The organism is Aquabacter albus (genome assembly GCF_040049275.1).
Lineage (GTDB): Bacteria > Pseudomonadota > Alphaproteobacteria > Rhizobiales > Xanthobacteraceae > Aquabacter.
Genome location: NZ_JBDZDT010000013.1, coordinates 1 through 24,332, shown reverse-complemented (window position 1 = coordinate 24,332; position 24,332 = coordinate 1). Strand labels below are relative to the sequence as shown.

The following is a 24,332-nucleotide window of genomic DNA, read 5'->3' as shown; positions in this document are numbered from 1 at the left end:
TTTGGCCTCGGCGTCGTCATCCCCCGACTTGGGCGGGATTCTCGGCAGACGCGGCTGCGGCGGGGGAGAAAAGCTTCCCGTTGCGCAGCGCCGGTGGGCTCTGCAACATAGCGCGGGCTGCGCGGCAGGAGGCGGGTTGGGATGGGCAAGACGAATTCGGGCAATTTCTTCGAGGATTTCTCCATCGGCCAGGTGATTCGGCACGCGACCCCGCGCACCGTCACGGTGGGAGATGTCAGCCTCTACAGCGCGCTTTACGGCTCGCGCTTCGCGGTCCAGTCGGCGGACAGCTTCGCCCAGGTCATCGGCTATCCCCGCGCTCCGGTGGATGACCTCCTCGTCTTCCACATCGTGTTCGGCAAGACCGTGCCGGATATCTCGCTGAACGCCGTCGCCAATCTCGGCTATGCGGGCGGCCGCTTCCTCGCCCCCGTCTATCCCGGCGACACGCTCCATGCGGTCTCCGAGGTGATCGGGCTGCGGGAGAACTCCAACGGCACGAGCGGCGTCGTCTATGTGCGCTCCACCGGCTTCAACCAGGACGGTGTCGAGGTGCTGGACTATGTGCGCTGGGTGATGGTGCGCAAGCGCGACCCCCATGCGCCGGCGCCCGAGCCGGTCATCCCGCATCTGCCCTCCGCCCTGGCGCCCGACGCGCTGGGCGATGCCGTGCCGCCCCTCGACATGGAGGAATGGCGCGACGATCTCGCCGGCAGCCTCTACCGCTTCTCCGACTACGAGATCGGCGAGCGCATCGACCATGTGGACGGCATGACGGTGGAGGAGGCGGAGCACATGATCGCCACCCGCCTCTACCAGAACACGGCCAAGGTGCATTTCAACCAGTTCACCGAAGGCCAGGGCCGCTTCGGCCGGCGGCTGATCTATGGCGGCCACGTCATTTCGATCGCGCGCGCGCTCTCCTTCAACGGGCTCGCCAATGCCTTCCACGTGGCGGCCATCAATGGCGGGCGCCATGTGGCGCCGCTATTCGCGGGCCTCACCGTGTTCGCCTGGAGCGAGATCCTGGATGCCGCGGAGATCCCCGGCCGGAACGATGTGGGGGCGCTGCGGGTGCGTACCATCGCCACCAAGGACCGGCCCTGCGCCGACTTCCCGCTGAAGACGGGCGAGGATTACGACATGAGCGTGATCCTCGACCTGGACTATTGGGTGCTGATCCCGCGCTGAGTGCCACCTGATGCCCTCTCCCGCTTGCGGGGGAGGGTTAGGGAGGGGACCGGCCGCAGGCCGGTGACGCCAGGAATTTGGAGAGGCCGTATCTGCCCCCTCCCCAGCCCTCCCCCGCAAGCGGGAGAGGGAGCGACGGCGCCGCCAAGCCCCTTCTTCGCACTGCACAACATTTTCTTTCGCCATCGCCGTTACGGCATCCCCAGCGGCACGACTTGCGCCCGCCCGCTTGCCCGGCAAACTGCTCCGACTTTGGATCTGGCATACATAATTTGCCATTCCGTATGGGGAAGTTGGGAGCGGACGCGTGGTGCCGCGCATCCGACTGCCGGGACACCCCTCGAAGCTGTTCATACCCGCCCCACCGACTCAGGCGGGCCCTTCCACGGCCACCCCAAGATGGCCACGGCAAGGAAATGCACGAGGTAGAGATGCAAGAGACCACACAATCCGACAGCAATAGGCAGAGCTGGGTGCAGTTGATCTGCGGCGTCGTCTGCATGGCGATGATCGCGAACCTCCAATATGGCTGGACGCTGTTCGTCGATCCAATCGAGGCGAAGCACCAGTGGGGCCGGGCGGCCATCCAGTTCGCCTTCACGCTGTTCGTCCTCACCGAGACCTGGCTGGTGCCGGTGGAGGCTTGGTTCGTGGACCGCTACGGCCCGCGCGTGGTGCTGGTGTTCGGCGGCTTCATGATCGCGCTCGCCTGGACGCTGAACTCCATGGCCACCTCCCTGCCGGTGCTCTACGGCGCGGCGGTGATCGCCGGCATCGGCGCCGGCTCGGTCTACGGCACCTGCGTCGGCAATGCGCTGAAATGGTTTCCGCACAATCGCGGCCTCGCCGCCGGCATCACCGCCGCCGGGTTCGGGGCGGGCGCGGCCCTCACGGTGGTGCCCATCGCCCAGATGATCGCCTCCCAGGGCTACGAGACCGCCTTCCTCGTGTTCGGCCTCGGCCAGGGCGCGGTGGTGTTCGTGCTCTCCTTCTTCGTGCGCCAGCCGCCGAAGAACATGCCCGCGCCCAAGAAGGTCTCCCGCCTGCCCCAGAGCAAGGTGGACTATGCGCCGCGCCAGACGCTGGGCAAGCCGATCTTCTGGCTGCTCTACGCCATGTTCGTGATGGTGGCCTCCGGCGGCCTCATGGCGGCGGCGCAGATCGGCCCCATCGCCCACGACTTCAAGGTGGCGGATGTGCCCGTCTCGCTGTTCGGGGTGACCATGGCGGCGCTCACCTTCGCCATCTCGCTGGACCGCATCCTCGACGGGTTCGGCCGCCCGCTGTTCGGCTGGGTGTCGGACCAGATCGGCCGCGAGAACACCATGTTCATCGCCTTCACCATCGCGGCCGGCTCGCTGGCCATGCTGGTTTATCATGGCCAGAACCCGCTGGTGTTCGTGCTGTTCTCGGCCGCCTTCTTCGGGGTGTTCGGAGAGATCTATTCCCTCTTCCCCGCCACCTGCGGCGACACGTTCGGCTCGAAGTTCGCGGCCACCAATGCGGGCATGCTCTACACCGCGAAGGGCACCGCCGCGCTCCTGGTGCCGCTCGCCTCCATCGCGGCGGCCCGCTACGGCTGGTCGGCGGTGTTCGCCATCGCCATGGGGCTCAACATCACGGCAGCCTTCCTCGCCATGTTCGTGCTGAAGCCCCTGCGCGCCCGCTTCCTCGCCCGCTCCGCCCGTGAGGCGGAGGCAACGGCCAGCCCCGACTGGCAGGGCAAAGAAGCGACCTCCTGATCAAACCGGTCAGGGCTGACGGCAAAGCGGGGGCTCCGGCCCTCGCTTTTTTATTGCACGGACAAGCCCTGTCCCGTAGCCGCGCGGCGCTGCGGGGCTTTCAGCGGCGAGGGCACCGGGAACGGCACCGCCGCGCCGACGGGCGCCTGGGCGATGGGATAGCGCGCGAAGAAGGCGATGGCCTCTTCGCCCATGTCGATGTCCCGGTTGCGCAGGCCGAGGAAGGGCGTCGCGAGGCCGGGCTTGGTCTCGGTGCGGGCGGGCGACTGGTGCCCGCCCCGCTCCACCCTGTAGAGCGCCACCTCCGCGCCTTCCGCGCAGCCCGTCCAGCGGCGCACCGAGACGGTGGTGGCGTCCAGGGGCTCGACGTCGGGCAGGCTGGTATTGGTGGATTCCGTGCAGCCGTCGAGCTTGGCGTAGAGCGCCGCGCTGTCCGGAGCGGAGAGGGTCGCGCCCAGCGGCGTCCAGAAGCCGTCCCAGGCGATCACCCCGTCCGCGGTGCCGTGGACGAACATGATGGGGACGGGGCGGGCGGGCTGGCATTCCTCGCGATAATTGGCCGGCGCCGTCGCCATGGCCACCGCATAGGCCGCGAAGACATCAGGGAATTCGCAGGCCATGCGCTCCACCATGAAGCCGCCATTGGAGATGCCCATCAGATAGACCCGCGCCGGATCCGCGATGCCCTGCTGTACGAGGCGCTGCACGAGGGCCACCAGGAACGGCACGTCGTCGCCGGGCGTCAGCACTGCTTTAAGCCGCATGGCGGCGGGGCGGCCGTCATTCCACACTCGGCCGATGCCCTGGGGATAGACCGTGACATAGCCCTCGCGCTCGGCGGCGGGCTCGAGGCCCAGATAATCCCTCAACCCCTCCGAGGTCTGCGCGGCGGCATGGAGCGCGATGATGGTGGGCCGGGGCTTGGCCGGGCCCGCGGGCGCCGGCGGCAAATCGATGAGGTAGGACCGCTCCTCCTTGCCGACGCGCATGGTCTCCGTGCGCGACGTGCCCTGCGCGGCGGCATCCACCGTGCCGGCGGCGTGCAGCATGGGCACCAGCAGCAGAAAGAGGGCCTTCAAGAGGAAGCCGGGCGTGAGGCTTCGCCGAAACACCAATCGCATTCAATCGTGCTTTCCCGCCCTTGGGCGCAAGCGACGGCTTCTTCCCGCCAAATGCGGCGACGCAAAGGCCGTGTCACCACCAAGCCACAGCCGACGAAAGAACTGAAGGGGGTCTGCGAAACTTGATCCATCTCAAGCCTCGACGCTCCCGCCCGCTCAAGTCTGCGCTGGCAGATTTTGAAATGGGGATTGGGGCAATGGGAACGGGATATCTGGGCCGACGTATCGCACAAGTCATTGCCGGGACGATGGTTTTTGCAAGCGCCTGGAGCGCTGCGGCGGCGGACCTGCCAAAAGCGTTCAAGGCGCCGGTGGCCCCCGTGGTGGCCGAACCGAGCCCCTGGATGATCCGCCTCAGAGCCCTCGGCGTGCTGCCGTCCGGGGGCGGCTCGGTGAACGGCGTGGCGGGATCGAGCCTTTCCTATTCTGATTCGGTGGTGCCAGAGCTGGACATCACCTACTTCTTCACGAAGAACATCGCCGCCGAGCTGATCCTCGGCGTCACGCCGCACACCATCTACGGCGCGGGCACGCTCGGCGGGCTCGATGTGGGCAAGGTGTGGCTGCTGCCGCCCACCCTCACGCTGCAATACCACTTCACCGATTTCGGCGCGTTCAAGCCCTATGTGGGCGCCGGCGTGAACTACACGGTGTTCTTCAACACCAAGACCTATGACGTGCAGTCGCTCGACGTGAAGAACAGCTTCGGCTGGGCGCTCCAGGCGGGCTTCGACTACATGATCGATCGCCACTGGGGCTTCAATGTCGATGTGAAGAAGCTCTTCCTGGAGCCGGACTTCAACGTCGGTGTAGGCAATGCAGTCCTCAGCGGCACCGCCGACCTCAACCCCTGGCTGGTGGCCGCCGGCGTGACCTACCGGTTCTGAGCGGGCTGTCATAGTCCCTTCTGCGAACGGAATTATTTTCCATTTTGGAAGGCGCGGCTGCCCGCCGCGCCTTTTTTCTTTTGTGATGCGCCGTCTCGTCTGGCGGGGCTTCCGCCCTGGGCGTAGCATCCCCGCCGTACGCGCTAGGCCGCCATGCAATATTCTCCATTTCGCGTCGCGGCATTTTGGTGCATCAGGCTCGAAACTGTGCTTTGGAATCGTTGCGAACTGGCAACGATTGAGATACCTGATCGATCGATTTCCGGAGGAGCCCCATGGCCGACAGTCCGTCGCGTATCGAGCGCCCGCTCTCTCCCCACCTATCGATCTACCGCCCGCTGTTCACGATGGTGATGTCGATTGTGCATCGCATCACCGGGTGTGCGCTCTATTTCGGTACGGTGCTGCTGGTCTGGTGGCTCCTGGCCGCGGCCACCTCGCCGGGCGCCTACGATCTTTTCACCGGCATCGCCGGCTCCTGGATTGGCCGCCTGATCCTGCTCGGCTTCACCTGGGCGCTGCTGCACCATGCCCTCGGCGGCATCCGCCATTTCATGTGGGATTTCCTCGTCGGCTTCGGGCCGAAGGAGCGCGTGCTGCTCGCCAAGGCGACGCTGGCCGGCTCCATCGGGCTCACCGTCATCGTCTGGATCATCGGCCTGGCGCTGAAGGGCTGAGGAGAACCACCATGAGCAGCCCCAAAACGCACCACGCCCCGATGCGCACCCCGCTCGGCCGGGTCCGCGGCCTCGGTGCCGCCCGCTCCGGCACGGAGCACTTCTTCCTCCAGCGGGTTACCGGCCTCGGCAACCTGATCCTGGCGGTGTGCTTCATCGTCATTGTCATCATGCTGGCCGGCTCCAGCTACGAGGCGGCCCGCGCCACGCTGGGCAATCCGCTGGTGGCGGTCATCATCCTCCTCACTCTGCTCTCGGTGACCACCCACATGCGCATCGGCATGCAGGTGGTGATCGAGGACTATGTCCACGATGAAAGCGCGAAGGTGCTCTGCATCGTCGCCAACACGTTCTTCACGGTCGCCGTCGGCCTCGCCGGGGCGTTCGCCGTGCTCAAGATCAGCCTGGGAGGCTGACAATGGCCGAAGCAAACGGATCCAACGGCTCAGCCGCCCCCGGCACCAACGGCGCGGCCTATCCCATCACCGACCACACCTACGACGTGCTCGTCGTGGGCGCCGGCGGCGCAGGCCTTCGCGCGGTGGTCGGCTGCTCGGAGGCAGGGCTGCGCACCGCCTGCATCACCAAGGTGTTCCCCACCCGCTCCCACACGGTGGCCGCCCAGGGCGGTGTCGCCGCCTCCCTCGCCAATATGGGCGAGGACAAGTGGGAATGGCACATGTACGACACCGTGAAGGGGTCGGACTGGCTGGGTGACCAGGACGCCATCGAATATCTGGTGCGCAACGCGCCCGCCGCCGTCTACGAGCTGGAGCATTGGGGCGTGCCCTTCTCCCGCACCGAGGACGGCAAGATCTACCAGCGCCCGTTCGGCGGCATGACCACCCATTTCGGCAAGGGCACCGCCCAGCGCACCTGCGCGGCGGCGGACCGCACCGGCCACGCCATGCTCCACACGCTCTATGGCGCGGCGCTGAAGCACAAGGCGGAATTCTTCATCGAATTCTTCGCCATCGACCTGATCATGGACGAGGACGGCCGCTGCTGCGGCGTGGTCGCGCTGAAGCTGGATGACGGCACCATCCACCGCTTCCGCTCGCACCTCACCATCCTCGCCACCGGCGGTTATGGCCGCGCCTATTTCTCCGCCACCTCCGCCCATACCTGCACCGGCGACGGCAACGCCATGGTGCTGCGCGCCGGCCTGCCTTTGCAGGACATGGAATTCGTGCAGTTCCACCCCACCGGCATCTACGGCTCGGGCTGCCTCATCACCGAAGGTGCGCGCGGCGAAGGCGGCTATCTCACCAATTCGGAGGGTGAGCGCTTCATGGAGCGCTATGCCCCCTCCGCCAAGGACCTTGCCTCGCGCGACGTGGTGTCCCGCTCCATCACCATGGAGATCCGCGAGGGACGCGGCGTCGGCAAGAACAAGGACCACGCCTTCCTGCATCTCGACCATCTGGACCCGGCGATCCTGCACGAGCGCCTGCCCGGCATCTCCGAGAGCGCCAAGATTTTCGCCGGCGTGGATCTAACCCGCGAGCCGATCCCGATCATCCCGACCGTGCATTACAACATGGGCGGCATCCCCACGAACTATCACGGCGAGGTGCTGAACAAGGCCCATGGCGACCCCGACAAGGTGGTGCCCGGCCTGATGGCCATCGGCGAGGCTGCCTGCGTCTCGGTGCACGGCGCCAACCGCCTCGGCTCCAACTCGCTCATCGACCTCGTGGTGTTCGGCCGCGCGGCCGCGCTGCGCGCCGCCGAAGTGGTGCATCCCGGCGAGAAGCCGCGCCCCCTGCCCGCCGACAGCGCGGACAAGGCGCTCTCGCGCCTCGACCATTTCCGCCACGCCTCCGGCTCCACCCCCACCGCCGCGCTGCGCGCCAACATGCAGCGGGTGATGCAGAACAATTGCGCGGTGTTCCGCACCGGCGAAATTCTGGAAGAGGGCTGCAAGCTCATCCACGACGTGTTCAAGGGGACCACCGACATCGGCATCTCCGACCGCTCGATGGTGTGGAACTCTGATCTCGTGGAAACGCTGGAATACGACAACCTGATCTCCCAGGCGGTCGTCACCATGGAAAGCGCGGCGAACCGCCAGGAAAGCCGCGGCGCCCATGCCCGCGAGGATTTCCCGGACCGCGACGACCACAATTGGATGAAGCACACCTTGGCCTATCTCGACACGTCCACCGGCAAGGTGCGGCTCGACGACCGGCCGGTGCACACCTACACGCTGTCCAACGACATCCAGTATATCGAGCCGAAAAAGCGCGTGTACTGAACGGGTTGGAGAGGCGGCCATGGCCATCAAGGTCGTGGGCAAGAAGGCTTTGGGCAAGAAGGCCTTGGGGAAAAAGAAGGTCGGCGCCCTGATCCTCGATCAGCTCCGTCGGCTGGAAGACAAGGTGGACGCCTTGTCCGGGCAGGTGGAGACGCTGGAGGAGCGCATTGCCGCTCTGAAGGCGGAGAAGTCTCGGCGCGATCATCGCGACGAGCGCATGGAGGAGCGCCGGGCCGCCTTGCTGGAGCGGCGCTTCGACAGGCTTGAGGACTGAGAAGTTATCGCAGCCGGCGTGTCCGGCGATGAGGACGGAACATGGTTGAACTGGCCCTTCCGAAGAATTCCCAGATCACCGGCGGCAAGACCTGGCCGAAGCCTCAGGGCGCGACCAAGGTCACCGAGTTCCGCGTCTATCGCTGGAACTCGGATGACGGGAAGAATCCCTCCATCGACACCTATTACGTGAACCGCGAAGATTGCGGGCCGATGGTGCTGGACGGGCTCATCTACATCAAGAACAAGATCGACCCGACGCTGACCTTCCGCCGGTCCTGCCGCGAGGGCGTGTGCGGCTCCTGCGCCATGAATATCGGCGGCACCAACACGCTCGCCTGCACGCGTGGCATGGACGAGGTGCTGGTGAAGGGCGTGGTCAACGTCTACCCCCTCCCGCACATGGAAGTGGTGAAGGACCTCGTTCCCGACCTCACCCGGTTCTACGCCCAGCACGCCTCCATCGAGCCCTGGCTCCAGACCGACACGGCCCCTCCCGAGAAGGAGTGGCGGCAGTCCAAGGGCGACCGCGAGCGGCTCGACGGGCTCTATGAATGCATCCTGTGCGCCTGCTGCTCCACCTCCTGCCCCAGCTATTGGTGGAACGGCGACCGCTATCTCGGCCCGGCAGCCCTCCTCCAGGCGCACCGCTGGCTCTCCGACAGCCGCGACGAGCGCACCGGTGCGCGCTTGGACAATCTGGAAGACCCCTTCCGGCTCTATCGCTGCCACACCATCATGAACTGCGCCCAGGCCTGCCCCAAGGGCCTGAACCCGGCGAAGGCCATCGCCGAGATCAAGAAGATGATGGTCGAGCGGCAGATCTGAGTTTTGTGTGACACCGAGGTGTGCAAATGGCCGGGCTCGTCCCGGCCATTTTCGTTTGAGGCGCTCCGGCTTCGCCGTTGTCCTGGACAAGTGAGAGCGCAGCTCGAACGCCGATCCGGGACCCAGCGCAGGGGACTGCCGAAGGCACTTCAACCCGCCAGGGCCGCCACGCGGCGATGGCGTAAGGACGCTGGTCGCGGGTTGACGGCTTCGCCGGAGCCTTGCGCTGGGTCCCGGATCGGCACTCCGGCTTCGCCGTCGCTTGTCCAGGACAACGGCATCGCCCTCACACCCGCCGCGGCACCACCAGCTTCGCATTGAGCACCTGAACCACCTCGCCCTTCTGGTTCTTCGTCTCGCTGCGCAGGAGCGCCATGCCCCGCTCGGGCCGTGAGCGGGAGGGCGTGACCTCCATGATCTCGCTCTCCACATGCAGCGTGTCGCCCGGCCGGGTTGGGCGTGGCCAGGCGATTTCGCCGCCGCCGCCGATGACGCCGCCGGCAATGGGAACGCTGGCGACGATCATGCGCATGGTGAGCGCCATGGTGTGCCAGCCGCTGGCCGCCAGCCCGCCGAACAGCGTGTCCTTCGCGGCTTCCTCGTCCAGATGGAACGGCTGAGGGTCGAACGCACCCGCAAACGCCTTGATCGCCTCGGCGTCCAGCGTCTGCTCCCCGCTGGTGAAACGCTGCCCCACGCGCAGATCGTCCAGATACAGAAGCTCCGCCTTCGCGCCCGACATGGTGATTGCGTCCGACATGCTGACCTCCCCGGCCGCGCCCCGTTACTTGCATATTGATAGTTACAGAGCTACAAGACGTCCATCATTCCATTAACCCGCGTGGCCCGCCATGAAGCGCACCAGCTTTGGAACCATGCCCTGCCCTATTGCCCGCAGCCTGGAACGCGTGGGCGAATGGTGGAGCATCCTCATCCTGCGTGATGCCTTGAACGGCTTCACGCGGTTCGACGATTTCCAGAAGAGCCTGGGCATCGCGCCCAACATGCTCACAAAGCGCCTGACCGGCCTCGTGGGAGCGGGCCTTCTGGAACGCCGCGCCTACAGCACGCGCCCGCCGCGCCACGAATACGTGCTCACAGAGCGCGGGCGCGACTTCAAGCCGGTGGTGGTCGCCCTGCTCGCCTGGGGCAACAAGCATTTCGCGCCCGAGGGCGAGAGCGTCGTCATCCGCAACACCGAGACCGGAGAGATGGCCGATCCCATCCTGGTGGATCGCGCCACCGGCCGCCTCATGACCGACCCCGTCTTCCGCAGCATGCCGGGCCCGGCCGCCGGGGAAGGCACCCATGCGAAGTTCGCCTCCCTCGACGCGCTGCGCGAGGGAAGACGGCAATGAATATCGCCGCACGTCCCCCTGTCGAAGCCCAGCCGGCACCCGCTCCGGAGCTCAACGTGCGCACGCGGCGCATGTTGGAGGCGCCCATCCTGCCCATGCTGCTGCGTATGGCGTGGCCCAACATCCTCATCATGGTGGCGCAGGCCTCCACCGGCCTCATCGAGACCTGGTGGCTCTCCCATCTCGGCACCGCCGCGCTCGCCGGCATGGCGCTGGTGTTTCCGCCCGTGATGCTGATGCAGATGGTCTCCAACGGCGCCATGGGCGGCGGCATCTCTTCCGCCATCGCCCGCGCTCTGGGGCGCGGCGACCGGGCGGGCGCGGACGCGCTGGTCCTGCATGCGGTGGTCATCAACATCGCCATCGCCCTGGTCATAACCGCCATCATGCTCATGTGGGGCCGGCCCATCTACCGCGCCCTCGGCGGCGAGGGCGGCGAGCTGGAGGCGGCGGTCACCTATTCCAACGTGGTGTTCGCCGGCATGGTGGCGCTCTGGCTCATGGCGGGGCTTGCCAGCATCATCCGGGGCACCGGCAACATGCTGTTCCCCGCTTTGGTCATTTGCGGCGGCGTGGTGCTGCTGATCCCGCTCTCCCCGCTGCTCATCTTCGGCTTCGGCCCCATCCCGGCCATGGGCGTGGCGGGCGGCGGCCTCGCCCTCGTCATCTACAATGTGGCCGGCATGCTGGTGATGGGCTGGTACATCCTCTCCGGCCGCAACGTGGCGCGGTTCCGCTGGGTGCGGCTGGACTGGGCGCTGTTCCGCGAGATCCTGCGCATCGGCGCGGTGGGCGCCATCACGTCGATCCAGACCAACGTTACCATCGCCCTCGCCACCGCCTTGGTCGCCGGCGCGGCGAGCGTGGACGCGGTGGCGGGCTTCGGCACCGGCGCGCGGCTGGAGTATCTGCTGGTGCCCATGGTGTTCGGCCTCGGCGGCCCGCTGGTGGCCCTGGTGGGCACGAACATCGGTGCCGGGCAGTATGAGCGGGCGCTGCGCACCGCGCTCATCGGAGGCGGCATCGCCTTCGCGCTCACCGAGACCATCGGCATCGCCGCGGCCATCTGGCCCGCGGCGTGGCTGTCCTTGTTCAGCGCCGATCCCGCCATGATCGAGACCGGCAGCGCCTATCTGCGCGTGGTCGGTCCCGCCTATGGCTTCTTCGGCCTCGGCCTGTGCCTCTATTTCGCGTCGCAAGGGGCGGGGCGGCTGCTGTGGCCGCTTGTGGCGGGCACCCTGCGGATCATCATCGCCGTGGGCGGCGGCTGGCTCGCCTTGCGCGCCACCGGCTCCGTCACGGCGCTATTCGCCGCGCTCGCGCTCGGCCTCGTGGCCTATGGCCTCACCATTGCCTTCGCCGTGAAGTCCGGCGCCTGGTTCAAAGGGCGGGCCTGAAACGCAATCGGCCCGGCAATGCCGGGCCGATGCTTATTTTTCCAGAAAGGCTCAGGCCTTCTTGGCGACCGCCTTCTTGGGAGCCGGCGCCTTCTTCACAGCCACGGCAGCCGCCTTCGGGGCGGCCTTGGGCTTGGCCACCTTGGCGACCGGAGCCTTCGGGGCGCTCACCGCCGCAGGAGCCTTCGCGGCAGCCTTCGGCGCGCTCTTGGACACCGCCTTCGCGGCGGGCGCAGCGGCAGGAGCCGGCGCAGCAGCGGGGGTGGTCACGGCAGCCGGCTTGGCAGCCACAGTCTTGGCAGCAGCAGCCTTGGGGGCAGCGGCCTTCGCCGGGGCCTTCGCCTTCGGCGCAGCAGCGGCCTTAGGGGCAGCAGCCTTCACGGCCGGCTTGGCGGCAACGGCTTTAGGGGCAGCAGCCTTGGGAGCGGCCGCCTTCGCAGGAGCCTTCGCCACAGCGACCTTCGCGGCCGGCTTGGCGGCCGGGGCCTTCGCCTTCGGCGCAGCGGCCTTGGGGGCCGCCTTGGGAGCCGCCTTGGGAGCCGCCGCCTTCGGCGCGACCTGGGTCAGGGCAGACGCCGCGAGGGCCCTGATCTCGTCGGGAGTCACGCTCGCAGGGTTGCGCAGGGCCTTCGCGGCGATCTTGCTCACCTCCGCGCCCGTCACTTCGCTCTTCGCCATCAAAGCCTCCGAATCACACGCCGTCGCGGCCCGAAGACGAATCGCTTGGGCTACCGGCCTCGCGATGCATGGCCACCAAAATTTTCAAATTGGTTAACAAGGGCTTCCGGAGGTAGCGGGAAGGGGAAAATACCCTGAAAACAGCCCTGTCATCCTCTCGTTTGCGCCTCTCCCTATGGTCCGGCCTCGATTGATTCGGGCGCGGCGGCCCGGCATCGATCCAAGGGAGGCCATCATGGCGCACGCGCCAGCGCGATCTTCTGTATCGGTCCTGTTCGCCTGTCGGGACAATGGGGGGCTGAGCCTTCTGGCGGAGGCCCTCGCCAATGGCCGCGCGCCCCGCCTGCGCGCCTTCAGCGCCGGCGTCTCGGCGGCCGGCGCCGTGGATCTGGCGGCGGTGGAATGCCTGCACGCCGCGCGCGTCCCGGCAGATGGCCTGTCAGCCAAGCCTCTGGAACTGTTCACCTTTTCCGGGGCACCAAAGATCGACGTGGTGGTGTCGCTGGTGGAGAGCGTGGAGAAGGATGCCCAGCGCTTCGCGGAGCGGTCCCGCTGCGCCGTCCACCACCGCTGGGGCTTCGAGGATGTGGCGGCGATCATGGATACCCACGTCCGCCGCCTCGCCTATCGCCGGCTGCTGCCGGACCTCACCGCCGCCATCGGCGCGCTCGGACGCGACTGGGCCTTCGCGGCCTGATTCATAAGAACCACTGTCACGGCCGGGCTTGTCCCGGCCATGCCAGTCGCTCCGACGGGGATGTCCTCAACGGATAGGCGTGGATGCCCGGGACAAGCCCGGGCATGACAGATGTAGGAGCGAAGATCGCCCCCGGCGGAATTCTCGCCTTCAGATCTTCAGGCCGCGATCTTCCCGCCGAGCTCATCCTCGATATGGATGCGGATGATCTCGTCGAAGCTGTTCTCCGCCTTGAAGCCCAGCGAAAGTGCCCGCGCCGCATCGAATTTGCGCGGCCAGCCGGCGACGATGCGCTCCACCACCGGGTCGGGCTCCTTCCTGATGCGCGCCACGGCCGTGTCGCCAGCGACGCGCCGCAGCGCCTCGATCTGATCACCCACGGTCACCGCCAGCCCCGGCATGGTGAGGCTGCGCCGGGCGCCGAGGGGGCCCGTGTCCAGTGTCGCCGCATGCATCAGGAAGCCCACCGCCGCGCGGGGCGAGGCGTGCCAGTGCATCACGTCCTCGGAGACGGGCAGGATGGCCTCCTGCCCCGCCAAAGGCTCGCGGATGATGCCGGAGAAGAAGCCCGAGGCCGCCTTGTTGGGCTTGCCCGGCCGCACGCAGATGGTGGGCAGGCGGATGCCCACGCCGTCCAGCAGCCCGCGCCGCGAATAATCCGCCAGCAGCAGCTCGCCGATGGCCTTCTGGGTGCCGTAGGAGGTGAGCGGCGTCAGGAAGAAGTCGTCTTCGATGGCCTCCGGGAAGGGCGCGCCGAACACGGCGATGGAGGACGTGAAGACGACGCGCGGCGCGTAGCCCTCGATCACCCGCACCGCATCCAGCAGGAAGCGCGTGCCGTCGAGATTGATGCGGTAGCCCTTGTCGAAGTCCGCCTCCGCCTCGCCCGAGACGATGGCGGCGAGATGGAAGATCACATCCGGCCTGTCCGCCACCAGTGCCGCGGCCTCGCCGGGCACGGAGATGTCCGACACCCGCGTGGTGATGGGGAATGGCGCATCGATGCGCGCGGGCGCCACAACGTCGTGGGAGGTGAGCGCGGTGATGGTCGCGCCGCCGAGGCGGCCTTCGGCGGCAAGGCGTTCGATGAGCTTGCGGCCGACCATGCCGGCGCCGCCGATGACGAGGATATGCATGGGAAAACTCCGTCCTTTAGCGCGTCATGGCCGGGCTCGACCCGGCCATCTCTTGCCGCCTGGAGAACCTGAAGATCCCCGGATCAAGTCCGGGGATGACGACCATTATTGCAGCATCACAGCGACCAGCCGCCGTCGATGATGTGGATCTGCCCGGTGGTGAACCCGCTTTCGTCGCAAGCGAGGTAGAGGGCGAGGCTCGCCACTTCCTCCGCCGTGCCGAGCCGGCCCATGGGCTGGCGGGCGATGAAGTCGTTGCGCACCGAATCCTCGGTGCGGCCGAACTGGGTGGCCACCGCCGCCACCCGCTGGTCGAGCGAGGGCGACTGGATGGTGCCGGGGCAGATGGCGTTGGCGCGGATGCCCTTGGTGATGAAGTCCGCCGCAACCGCCTTGGTGAGGCCGATGATGGCCGCCTTGGTGGCGCCATAGGCGTAGCGGTTCGGGGCGCCCTTCACGGAGGAGGCGGCCGAGGCGATGTTGACGATGGAGCCCCCGCCCTTCTTGAGCATGCCGGGCACGAAGGCCGAGAGCGTGCGGTGCATGGACTTCACGTTGAGGTCGAAGGAGAAGTCCCAGTCCCGCTCCGAACAGTCCAGCAGCGAGCCCTGGTGCACATAGCCTGCGCAATTGGCGAGCACATCCACCGGGCCAATCTCCCGGGCGAGCGCCTCGACGGCGGCGGTGCTCAGCACGTCCAGCGCGCGCACCTCGCCAGGAAAGCCTTCCAGCTTCGCGGTGTCGAGATCGGTCGCCACCACCCGGCCGCCCTCGCGGGCGAACGCCTCGGCGATGGCGCGCCCGATGCCCTGCCCTGCCGCCGTGACGAGGCAGGCCTTCCCTTCCAAACGTCCACCCATAGTTTTTTCCTTGTGCTTTGGTGTCCCGTTTCGACCAAGGCCCTCACATCTCCTCGCGCAGATCCTCCAGCCGGCGCTTCTGCCGGCCGTCGCCGTCGAAATTCTCCGGCGCCAGCCACGCCTCGAATGCCGCCCGCGCGCGCGGCCAGTCCCGGTCCAGCAGCGCGAACCAGGCGGTGTCCCGGTTGCGGCCCTTGACGATCATGTGCTGGAGGAACTCGCCCTCGAAGGTGAAGCCGAGCCGCAGCGCGGCCCGGCGCGAGGGGGCGTTCAGCGCATTGCACTTCCACTCGTAACGGCGGTAGCCGAGATCCTCGAAAGCGTGGCGCATCATGAGGTACATGGCCTCGGTGGCCGCCGCCGAACGGGCGAGCGCGGGCGTATAGAGGATGTTGCCCACCTCGATCACCCGGTTTGCCGGCTCGATGCGCATATAGGTGGCGTGCCCCACCGCCTCGCCGGTCCTGGCATCCACCAGCGCGTAGAGCAACGGGTCCGGCTTTTGGGCCGCTTCGGCATAATAGCGCCGGAACGTCACCTCGTCGGGGAAGGGACCGGCGAAGAGATAGGTCCAGAGCGCCTCGCCCCCCGGCCCGTGGGAGGCGTCGTAGACATCACGGGCGTGCAGATCCACGTCGAAGGGCACCACATGGATGTGGCGCCCCTCCAGTGCCTCGCGCGCAGGACGGCGGGCAGGCGGGCCGTCGATACTCTCCCCCACGGGCTGCGGGGCAGCTTCCTCGGACATGGGTAAGCCCTAGTGGTTGTCGCGCGGCACGCCCATGGTCTGGGCGACGCGCTGATATTTCACCGCCGGCTTGAGGACCATGCCCTCGTCGAACTGCTCCACCATGCCGCGCTGGATCTCCTGCCACGGCGTCTGGCTCTTGGGGATGGGGAAGCCGCCATGCCCCTGGAGATTGGCGCGGCGCTGGGCGAGGTCCGCGTCCGAAATCAGGATGTCGGCTGTGCCCTTGTTGAGGTCGATGCGCACCCGGTCGCCGGTCTTCAGCAGCGCCAACCCGCCGCCGGCGGCCGCCTCCGGCGAGGCATTGAGGATGGAGGGCGAGCCGGACGTGCCGGACTGCCGGCCGTCGCCGATGCAGGGCAGCGCATGGATGCCCTTTTTGATCAGCGCGGCGGGAGGCTGCATGTTCACCACCTCCGCGCCGCCGGGATAGCCCACCGGCCCGGTGCCGCGGATGAAGAGAAGCGTGTGCTCGTCGATGCCGAGGGAGGCGTCGTCGATGCGGTGATGGTAGTCCTCCGGCCCGTCGAACACCACGGCGCGCCCTTCGAAGGCGTTCGGGTGCGCGGGATCGGAGAGGAAGCGCTCGCGGAACTCCTGCGAGATCACGCTGGTCTTCATGATGGCATTGTCGAAGAGGTTGCCGCGCAGCACGATGAAGCCGGCATCCTCTTTCAGCGGGGTGTCGTAGGCGCGGATCACCTCGCGATCCCAGGAGAGCTTGCCCTTGCAGTTCTCGCCCATGGAGTGCCCGTTCACGGTGAGGGCGCCTTCGTGGATCTTGCCCTTCGCGATCAGCTCGGCCACCACCGCCGGGATGCCGCCGGCGCGATGGAACTCCTCGCCGAGATACTCGCCCGCGGGCTGGAGGTTCACCAGAAGCGGGATCTTGTGGCCGACGCTCTGCCAGTCGTCCACGGTGAGCGGCACGCCCACATGGCGGGCGATGGCGTTGAGATGGATGGGCGCATTGGTGGAGCCGCCGATGGCGGAATTCACGCGGATGGCGTTCTCGAACGCCTCGCGGGTGAGGATGTCCGAAGGCTTCAGATCCTCCCACACCATGTCGACGATGCGCTTGCCGGTCTCATAGGCGATCTGGCCGCGCTCGCGATAGGGCGCGGGGATGGCGGCGCAGCCGGGCAGCGACATGCCGAGCGCCTCGGCAAGCCCGTTCATGGTGGAGGCGGTGCCCATGGTGTTGCAATGGCCGACCGAAGGGGCGGAGGAGGCAACCACGTCCATGAAGGTGTCGTAGTCGATCTCGCCGGTCGCAAACTGCTCGCGCGCCTTCCAGACCACCGTGCCCGAGCCCGTGCGCTCGCCCTTCCACCAGCCGTTCAGCATGGGCCCGCCGGAGAGCACGATGGCGGGAATGTTCACGGTGGCCGCCGCCATGATGCAGGCCGGGGTGGTCTTGTCGCAGCCGGTGGTCAGCACCACGCCGTCAAGGGGATAACCGTAGAGGATCTCCACGAGGCCGAGATAGGCGAGGTTCCGGTCGAGGGCGGCGGTGGGCCGCTTGCCGGTCTCCTGGATGGGATGGACCGGGAATTCGAACGGGATGCCGCCCGCCGCCGCGATGCCCTCGCGCACGCGCTTGGCAAGGTCGAGATGGTGGCGGTTGCAGGGGGAGAGGTCGGAGCCGGTCTGGGCGATGCCGATGATGGGCTTGCCGGACTGCAATTCGCCCCGCGTCAGGCCGAAATTGAGGTAGCGCTCCAGATAGAGCGCGGTCATGCCGGGATTGTCGGGATTGTCGAACCAGAGCTGCGAGCGCAGCTTGCGGCCGTGCGCTTCGGGTTGATCTCCGGCCTTCGTGTCCGCTCCCGCCATGGGTCTCTCCCGCGCCCGCGCCTGTCGGGCATCTAATCGATTTGATCGGCGGGGATTTATGCGCCCCGCGGGGCACGAAATCAATTCCGTTTGGAGGCGTTCGAGGGTGGGAATGGCCTGGGGCGACATCGTCCCCTCTCCCGCTTGCGGGGGAGGGTTAGGGAGGGGGCCGGCCGCAGGCCGGAAAGGCCGGGGATTTGGAGAGGCCGCATCTGCCCCCTCCCCAGCCCTCCCCCGCAAGCGGGAGAGGGAGCCCCCCTTGTCCTCACACCTCCGCCCATTGGCGCAGGAGGTTGTGATAGACGCCCGTGAGCTGGACCGAGGAGGGATGGCCGGGATGATCCTGGTTGAGGCGCATGATGGCCATGTCCATGTCGAACAGGAGCCCGCGCTGGGCCTCGTCGCGGATGAGGCTCTGGGTCCAGAAGAAGGACGAGATGCGCGCCCCGCGCGTCACCGGCGTCACGTGGTGCAGTGAGGTGGCGGGATAGATCACCGCATCGCCCGCCGGCAGCTTCACGGCGTGGGAGCCGTAGGTGTCCTCGGCCACCAGCTCGCCGCCGTCATAATCCTCGGGGTCGGAAAGAAAGAGGGTGGTGGAGACATCGGTGCGCATGCTGCCGCCACGGATATGGCGGATGGCATTGTCCACGTGGGAGCCGAAGGTCATGCCCTCGTCATAGCGGTTGAACATGGGCGGCATGACGCGGTTCGGCAGCACCGCCGACATGAACAGCGCCGAGCGGTAGAGCGCCGAGACGATCATCTGCCCGCATTCCAGAGCTTCCGGGTCGTCCTCGGGAATCTGGAGGTTGCGCTTGACCGCGCTGGTCTGGGGACCTGCCGTGATACGTCCGTCGACCCACTCGACCCGCTGGAACATCTGCCGGCAGCGCAGCACCTGCTCGCGGGTAAGGACATTGGGAATATGGATCATCATGGGCAGGCGTCCTGAAAAGAAAGAAACCCGCGCCGCCGGAGGTCATGGCGACGCGGGTCTTCACGGGGCGTCGTTCAGAACGTCGCCCGCGCGGTGAGCGCCGCGTAGCGGCCGGCAGCGGGAACGGCGTGGCCGCCGTAATACTGCGCGTAATAGAGCTCGTTGGTGATGTTGTAGATGTTGAGCTGAACCTGGAAGTTCTTGTTGATCTGGTAGCTCGCCATGGCATCGAAGTTCCAGTAGGACGGCACGTACACCGTGTTCTGGACGTTGGCGAACGTGTTGTCGTTGAAGGTCGCGCCGCCGGCGATGGTGAGCTGGGGCGTGAGGTCGTAGCTCGTCCACATGGAGAACGAGTTCGGCGGGGCGTTCGGCAGTTCCTTGCCCACGGTGGCGAGGTTGGCGAGGGTCGGGGCCGGGCCGGCGCTGGTGACCTCGGTCTGCATGTAGGTGTAGCTGAGGGTGAGGTCCCACTGCTCGGTGATGGCGCCGCCGGCGCCGAGCGAGATGCCCTTCACCACCTGCTCGCCGCCCAGAACCTGCGGCGGCAGACCCGCCACCGGGTCGGTGGGAACGCGGGTGTTGGTCTTGGTGGTCTGGAACGCGGCGCCGGTGAGGATCACGCGGCCGTCGAGCACCTCCGCCTTCACGCCGGCTTCCCAGGTGTTGTTGCTTTCCGGGGCGAGCGTCACCGTGCCGGTATCAAGCACGCCGAACTCCGAGGAGGGGTTCGAGGAGGTGCCGTAGGTGACGTAGAGGTTCACCGTTTTGATGGGGGAGAACACCACGCCGAAACGGTAGTTGAAGAGGTTTTCGTCGTTCTGGAGCGACGTGGTCACGCCGGTGGTGGTGGAGTTGTAGGTGGTGCTGGCGATGTCCCAGCGGGCCGAGCCCATCACCTGCCAATATTCACCGATCTTCACCTGATCACCCGCATAGAAGGCGATGTCGGTCATGTCGGTGGTGTTGGCGGTGGGCAGGTAGTTCGGGAAGCCGCCGATTCCGGAGCTGGCCGAAGTGTTGTTGGGCGCCCACAGGCTGGTGCGGCAAGCCGTGGCAGACTGGTTGCAGTAGTTCACCCGCTGCTGTGCGCGGGTTTCCTTGGTGAGCTCCATGCCGGCATTCATGGTGTGCTCAAAGATGCCGGTCTGGAACTTCGCCACCATGTCGGTGATGTTGGTGAGCTGGTCGTTGTCCGTCACCGTGTTGAAGCGCTGCTGACCGATGGTCATGCTCTGCACGGGATAGTTATAGTATTGCGGCGTCAGGGGGCTCGGGAACACCACGTTGTTCGAAGTGCCCAGGCCGCGCGGCGCGGTCACGATGACGTTGCGATCCGTCATGCTGTAGCGCGTGCCGTTGCTGATGGTGACGAAGTCGTTCAGCTCATGCTCGATATAGAGCGTTCCGATGTTCGTGTCGGTGCTGATGGAATCCGCGAACGGCCCGTTGGTCACGCCGTACCAGTTGCTGCGGTTGACCGGAACCGGCGGGGTCGCCTGACCATTGCCGTAATAGCCGCCCGTGGGCTGGCCGAAATTCCCCGCCGAGGTGCTCAGCGTGGACGACGGCAGGTAGGGCACGCCATAGTCCGGCACGCCGCTCTCATGCTGGTAATAATAGGACGCCGTGATCTTGGTGCGGTCATTCAGGTTGAAGGTCACGGACGGGGCGATGCCCCAGCGCTCGGAATTGACGTTGTCGCGGTCGGCGGTGTCGACGTTCTGGCCCATCAAGTTGATGCGGGCGGTGACGTTGTCGTTCACTTTGGCGTTCGCATCCAAGGTCGCGCGCCAGCCGGTCGAGGTATAGCCGGTCACGTCGCCGGTGACGAAGGTCGCATCCTTCGGCAGCTTCGAGACCATATTGATCACGCCGCCCGTGGAGCCGCGCCCGAAGGCGAACGAGGACGGCCCCATGAACACTTCCACCGCCTCGATATTGAACATATCGCGGGTGTACCAGCCGGTGTCGCGGATGCCGTCACGGAAGATGTCGCCGCGGGCCGAGAAGCCGCGGATGATGGGGCTGTCACCCTGCTGGCCGCCCTCGCCGGCGGAGAAGGTGATGCCGGAGATGTTGCGCAGCGCCTGCTCCAGCGTAGTGTCGTTCTGCTGCTGCAGCACCTTCTCGGTGACGACGTTCACCTGCTGGGGCATGTCGAAGATCGGCACCGGCAGGCGCGCGACGCCGGTGGTGGTCGCCACGAAGCCGCCGGTATTGTCCTGAACCTGCACGGTGGGCAGATCCAGTTCCGTGGGCGCGGCGGCCTGCTGCGCCATTGCGGGCACGCCGACCATGGCAGAGGCGATTCCCATGCCGAACTGGAGCGGCCCCTTCAGACCGCCGCGACTCTCGGAATGCTTGGAAGACCGAATACCCCCGGAGAAATCAGCCCGCCCCATGTTCGGAACTCCTTCGAAATTCATCCACAATGAAAACAAAGTCATGTGTTTTCGCTGGCTGGTTTCTAGGACGGATGCTTTCCTGACATCAACCCTTTGCAGGAACATCGAAATTAGACTGAATCTAAGCTGATCTATATTATTCCTAATTGGAGTAATTAAAAACTAAGGCGCATCCTTACCCTTCGGCGGTCGAGCGCCGGCAAAGCGTTGCCTTGGTTTGATTTTCATGACGGAGGGGCAGGCGCGCAGGGCGACATCCGCAGACTCTTCCGGCACGTTATGGCATAGTGGCACATTGGCCACAGTGTCGGGCAACTGTGCCGGCGCGCATTTCGGATCCATGCCTATGACCCATGCCGACCCCACCGCGCCGTCCCGCAGGCCGCTTCGCAGCGGCCGCCCGGCGCGCCGTGCTGTCGATGGCGCTGCGCTCGCCGCGCAGTTCGAAACGGCGCTGGACAAGGTGGAACAGGCCCTCGCGCTGCCCGATGCCACCGAGATGGTCCACGACGCGCGCAAGGCCATCAAGGAATACAGGGCGCTGCTGCGACTCATGGGAAGCGACGAGGCGAAGGCGGCGCGGCGCCTTGCGGCGGACGCGGCCCGGGAGCTGTCCTCCTCCCGCGACCGCCAGGCCTGCCGCGACGCGCTTGCAGACATGGCCAAGGCCGAGCGGCTGGGACCGGAGGATGCGGATCGCGCCGCCAGCCTCATCGGCAAGGATCAGGACGGCGCCGACGAGGCCGCGAGCCATGAACGCACGTTGCGCGGCTGGCTCACGGAGGCCCACGCCCGTCATGCGGCAACGCTCGATGCAGAGGCTTGCGAAACGGACATTCTGGACGGCGTCCGCAAAGGATACGCCAAGGCGCGGGCCGCCGACGATTTCAGTGCGCCCGAGCGCATGCACGATTTGAGGAAGCGCGTGGTGACCCACCGCTACCAGATGTCATTCCTCGCGGACCTCCCCGCCGGCACGGGCAAGCGCCGCGCCCGCCGGACCCAAAAGCTGCGCGATGTTCTCGGCACCTATCAGGACATCGAGACCTTGCGCCACCATCTGGACGGCGCAGGCGCGCGCCTGCCCGAGGAGCTGCGCGCCCGGCTCGCGGAGGCTGCGGACGCCCGCCAGCACGACCTTATCCGCAAGGCCCGCGCCCTGCACGCGGATCTGTTCGACAGCAAGGCGAAGGCGTTCGGGCAGAAACTCGAGCGCAAGCTCGCGCGGAAGGCCGGGAAATCCGCGCAAGCCGACACGGGCGATCACGCCCCGTCATAAACCTCCACCACCTGCATCATGCCCAGCTCCTCATGATTCATCATGTGGCAGTGGAGCATGAACTTGCCGGTGAAATCGAGGAAGCGGGAACGCAAGGTCACGCTGCCATAGCGCGGCAGCACCACCGTATCGAGCCAGACCGGCGCCACCGCCTCCCCGTTCACCTTCACGAGCTGGAACGGGTTGGTGTGGATGTGAAAGATGTGGTCGTGGAAGTGGAGGTTCTTGATCGTCCACTCCTCCACTGCGCCAAGCTTCACCCGCTGGTCCACGCGGTTCATGTCGAAGCTTTTTCCATCCACCTGGAAACGGAACTCGCGCCAGTTCGCCGCCGCCTCGTTCTCAGGCACGATGGCCGAAAAGGTGAGCTGCCGCCGGTTCGTGATCTCCTCGTCGCGGATGGTGGCAAGCGGCGGAGGCGGTAAACGCGCGGGCAGGTTCATGGGCAAGGGTTCGCCCTCCACCTTCAGCCGCGCGATGAGGCCCGAAGGCGACGGATAGCCCTGGTTGTACGGCAGGGCCTTGAGATCGTAGATGCCAGGCGCGCCGGCTTTCACCAGCACGTCGATGCGCTGCCCCGGGCCGATGAGCAATGCGTCCCGCAGATCCTTCTGGTCGGTCCGCACCTCTCCCATCCCCATTGTGGAGAGGCCGATGCCATCCCTGGCGATCGCGATGAGCTGATGCTGGGCGAGCAAGAGGAACAGATCGTCCTGATAGCCAGCATGCAGCAGGCGCCAGCGCTGCACTTCGCCCGGCCGCATGGTCAGCATCGGGGCGCGCTGGCCGTTGAGGGTAAGGAAACGGACGGAGGTTTCGGAAAAGACGGTGTCGAATCCCTCCACCATGCCGTGGGCATCGAACACCACTTCGCCCAGCACCAGGACCCGCTCCTTGGCGGCCGCGATCTCCGGCACATCTGCAAAATCGCCCTCGATGACGATGGCGCCCGCCATGCCGCTGGCGATCTGGATGTCCGCCGAGCCGTGATGGTGCGGGTGATACCAGGCAAGCCCCCGGGTGTGGTCGACGGGGATGGCGATCTCCACGTCATAGCTCTGCCCCGGATGCATCGAGCGCATCACATTGTCGGCGATGCCGCTGGGGCTCACGTGCGAGCCGTGGAAATGGAAGTTGGTGGTGTTGAGCAGATGTGGCTGGTTCATCTGCTCGGGCATCTGGTCGCGGTTCGGCGGCAGATCGTTGATGAGCCGGATCTTGAGGACGTCGCCGGGCTTCACCCGCAGCGTGGGCCCGGGGATCATGCCTTCATAATTGCGCAGGTACAGCCGGTAGCCGCCCACGTCGTGATAATCGTATGAGGCGCGCAACGTGGTTTCGAGCACGCCATTGGCAGAGCTGCGGACTTCAGGATCTTTCAGCGGCGCGTTCTCGGGAAAGCGCACTTGCCGCGCACCATAAGGATCCAGCGGCGCGTCCTGCGTCGGGGTGATGGCGGGGCCGCCATGCGTCATGCCGTGGCCGGACCCGTGGGCCGCCGGCCCGGCGCCCTGCGCCAAAGCGGTTCCGGCGAGGCTGGGCGCGAGAATCCCGGCAGCACCGGCGGCGAGGAAGCCGCGGCGCGAGAGGGATGTCTCCGGAAGAAGATGATTTTCAGAATGATCGGCGCACGGCAGCGCCCGTTCCTCACGGCCCTTTTGGTCGGTCATGTTGCCCCCAACACGCAAAATGCATTTCGGCGTGAATGCCTTGTTGCGCCGAAGGCATAACATGGAAAGGTCTCCGGTGGCCCGGGGTGGCCTAAGCCGACTAAAAATGTGAGTTGGAGCAGCTGGAGCACGTTCCGGAGGTGCGGGTGCAGCCGGAGTGCTTCAACGGATCGAGACTAACCTTGGCCCTGGGCCGTTAATTTGCCGGCTTATTTCCTGTCGTCAAGACAACGCAAGAAGGCCGTTCGCGTGAGCGAACGGCCTTTTTGGTTTGGGATCGTGATTATGGGCATTTGTGCGATTTTTGTCTTCCGGTCATGTCCTTTGCAGGCCTGGCAGCGACCTACTC

General features: G+C 66.5%; 22 protein-coding genes. 12 read left to right on the top strand and 10 right to left on the bottom strand.

Features of this window, described 5'->3' with window-relative positions:
• Positions 1 to 141: 141 nt before the first annotated feature.
• Positions 142 to 1,191, top strand: a complete 1,050-nt coding sequence (locus ABLE91_RS26365) for a MaoC family dehydratase (RefSeq protein ID WP_348935527.1) — start codon at positions 142 to 144, stop codon at positions 1,189 to 1,191.
• A gap of 431 nt (positions 1,192 to 1,622) precedes the next feature.
• The gene (gene oxlT, locus ABLE91_RS26360) at positions 1,623 to 2,933 is read left to right on the top strand and encodes an oxalate/formate MFS antiporter (protein WP_348935526.1); all 1,311 of its coding nucleotides are present in this window, start codon (positions 1,623 to 1,625) and stop codon (positions 2,931 to 2,933) included.
• A gap of 50 nt (positions 2,934 to 2,983) precedes the next feature.
• On the opposite strand, the gene ABLE91_RS26355 is transcribed toward oxlT, so the two are convergent.
• Positions 2,984 to 4,045: a CE1 family esterase gene (locus tag ABLE91_RS26355; RefSeq protein ID WP_348935525.1), complete on the bottom strand. Its 1,062-nt coding sequence runs from the start codon at positions 4,043 to 4,045 to the stop codon at positions 2,984 to 2,986.
• A gap of 257 nt (positions 4,046 to 4,302) precedes the next feature.
• Here ABLE91_RS26355 and ABLE91_RS26350 point away from each other — a divergent pair, with 257 nt between their 5' ends.
• The 6 genes from ABLE91_RS26350 (at position 4,303) to ABLE91_RS26325 (ending at position 8,976) form a co-directional block, all read left to right on the top strand.
• Entirely contained in the window at positions 4,303 to 4,941 is a 639-nt protein-coding gene (locus ABLE91_RS26350; RefSeq protein WP_348935524.1) for an OmpW/AlkL family protein, read from the top strand.
• 275 nt (positions 4,942 to 5,216) lie between these two features.
• Positions 5,217 to 5,618, top strand: coding sequence for a succinate dehydrogenase, cytochrome b556 subunit (gene sdhC, locus ABLE91_RS26345; protein WP_348935523.1), 402 nt, complete (start codon positions 5,217 to 5,219; stop codon positions 5,616 to 5,618).
• Between the two features lie 11 nt (positions 5,619 to 5,629).
• On the top strand, positions 5,630 to 6,034 hold the full coding sequence (gene sdhD, locus ABLE91_RS26340) for a succinate dehydrogenase, hydrophobic membrane anchor protein (RefSeq protein ID WP_348935522.1): 405 nt from the start codon (positions 5,630 to 5,632) through the stop codon (positions 6,032 to 6,034).
• Between the two features lie 2 nt (positions 6,035 to 6,036).
• A complete protein-coding gene (gene sdhA, locus ABLE91_RS26335) occupies positions 6,037 to 7,875 on the top strand; it encodes a succinate dehydrogenase flavoprotein subunit (protein ID WP_348935521.1) in 1,839 nt (612 codons plus the stop codon).
• Positions 7,876 to 7,894: 19 nt separating this feature from the next.
• Positions 7,895 to 8,149 carry a hypothetical protein gene (locus tag ABLE91_RS26330; RefSeq protein WP_348935520.1) on the top strand — a complete coding sequence of 85 codons (255 nt, stop codon included), beginning with the start codon at positions 7,895 to 7,897 and terminating at the stop codon, positions 8,147 to 8,149.
• A gap of 41 nt (positions 8,150 to 8,190) precedes the next feature.
• Positions 8,191 to 8,976 (top strand): succinate dehydrogenase iron-sulfur subunit, encoded by a 786-nt coding sequence (locus ABLE91_RS26325; protein WP_348935519.1) that lies wholly within the window; start codon positions 8,191 to 8,193, stop codon positions 8,974 to 8,976.
• Positions 8,977 to 9,262: 286 nt separating this feature from the next.
• On the opposite strand, the gene ABLE91_RS26320 is transcribed toward ABLE91_RS26325, so the two are convergent.
• Positions 9,263 to 9,736, bottom strand: a complete 474-nt coding sequence (locus ABLE91_RS26320; protein WP_348935518.1) for a MaoC family dehydratase — start codon at positions 9,734 to 9,736, stop codon at positions 9,263 to 9,265.
• A 91-nt stretch (positions 9,737 to 9,827) separates the two neighbouring features.
• Here ABLE91_RS26320 and ABLE91_RS26315 point away from each other — a divergent pair, with 91 nt between their 5' ends.
• Together ABLE91_RS26315 and ABLE91_RS26310 are read left to right on the top strand one after the other, a co-directional pair.
• On the top strand, positions 9,828 to 10,334 hold the full coding sequence (locus tag ABLE91_RS26315; RefSeq protein WP_348935517.1) for a winged helix-turn-helix transcriptional regulator: 507 nt from the start codon (positions 9,828 to 9,830) through the stop codon (positions 10,332 to 10,334).
• A complete protein-coding gene (locus ABLE91_RS26310) occupies positions 10,331 to 11,731 on the top strand; it encodes an MATE family efflux transporter (RefSeq protein WP_348935516.1) in 1,401 nt (466 codons plus the stop codon). The genes ABLE91_RS26315 and ABLE91_RS26310 overlap by 4 nt, the downstream gene beginning before the upstream one ends.
• Before the next feature lie 51 nt (positions 11,732 to 11,782).
• Here ABLE91_RS26310 and ABLE91_RS26305 read toward each other — a convergent pair whose 3' ends face one another.
• Entirely contained in the window at positions 11,783 to 12,409 is a 627-nt protein-coding gene (locus tag ABLE91_RS26305) for a hypothetical protein (protein WP_348935515.1), read from the bottom strand.
• Between the two features lie 235 nt (positions 12,410 to 12,644).
• Between ABLE91_RS26305 and ABLE91_RS26300 the strand changes: the two genes are divergently transcribed.
• Positions 12,645 to 13,106, top strand: a complete 462-nt coding sequence (locus tag ABLE91_RS26300; protein WP_348935514.1) for an arsenate reductase/protein-tyrosine-phosphatase family protein — start codon at positions 12,645 to 12,647, stop codon at positions 13,104 to 13,106.
• A 158-nt stretch (positions 13,107 to 13,264) separates the two neighbouring features.
• On the opposite strand, the gene denD is transcribed toward ABLE91_RS26300, so the two are convergent.
• From denD to ABLE91_RS26270, 6 genes are all read right to left on the bottom strand, one after another.
• Complete coding sequence (gene denD, locus ABLE91_RS26295; protein WP_348935513.1) at positions 13,265 to 14,242, bottom strand: D-erythronate dehydrogenase; 978 nt, start codon at positions 14,240 to 14,242, stop codon at positions 13,265 to 13,267.
• Between the two features lie 116 nt (positions 14,243 to 14,358).
• Entirely contained in the window at positions 14,359 to 15,102 is a 744-nt protein-coding gene (locus tag ABLE91_RS26290; RefSeq protein ID WP_348935512.1) for an SDR family oxidoreductase, read from the bottom strand.
• A gap of 43 nt (positions 15,103 to 15,145) precedes the next feature.
• Positions 15,146 to 15,850 carry a GNAT family N-acetyltransferase gene (locus tag ABLE91_RS26285; protein ID WP_348935511.1) on the bottom strand — a complete coding sequence of 235 codons (705 nt, stop codon included), beginning with the start codon at positions 15,848 to 15,850 and terminating at the stop codon, positions 15,146 to 15,148.
• A gap of 9 nt (positions 15,851 to 15,859) precedes the next feature.
• Positions 15,860 to 17,686 carry an IlvD/Edd family dehydratase gene (locus ABLE91_RS26280; protein ID WP_348935510.1) on the bottom strand — a complete coding sequence of 609 codons (1,827 nt, stop codon included), beginning with the start codon at positions 17,684 to 17,686 and terminating at the stop codon, positions 15,860 to 15,862.
• A 265-nt stretch (positions 17,687 to 17,951) separates the two neighbouring features.
• Positions 17,952 to 18,626 carry a Fe2+-dependent dioxygenase gene (locus ABLE91_RS26275; protein ID WP_348935509.1) on the bottom strand — a complete coding sequence of 225 codons (675 nt, stop codon included), beginning with the start codon at positions 18,624 to 18,626 and terminating at the stop codon, positions 17,952 to 17,954.
• Positions 18,627 to 18,700: 74 nt separating this feature from the next.
• A complete protein-coding gene (locus tag ABLE91_RS26270) occupies positions 18,701 to 20,944 on the bottom strand; it encodes a TonB-dependent receptor (protein WP_348935508.1) in 2,244 nt (747 codons plus the stop codon).
• A 316-nt stretch (positions 20,945 to 21,260) separates the two neighbouring features.
• Here ABLE91_RS26270 and ABLE91_RS26265 point away from each other — a divergent pair, with 316 nt between their 5' ends.
• On the top strand, positions 21,261 to 22,313 hold the full coding sequence (locus ABLE91_RS26265; protein WP_348935507.1) for a CHAD domain-containing protein: 1,053 nt from the start codon (positions 21,261 to 21,263) through the stop codon (positions 22,311 to 22,313).
• Here the strand turns inward: ABLE91_RS26265 and ABLE91_RS26260 are convergent.
• Positions 22,298 to 23,983, bottom strand: a complete 1,686-nt coding sequence (locus ABLE91_RS26260; RefSeq protein WP_348935506.1) for a multicopper oxidase family protein — start codon at positions 23,981 to 23,983, stop codon at positions 22,298 to 22,300. The two genes, ABLE91_RS26265 and ABLE91_RS26260, sit on opposite strands and share 16 nt — an antisense overlap.
• Positions 23,984 to 24,332 lie beyond the last annotated feature (349 nt).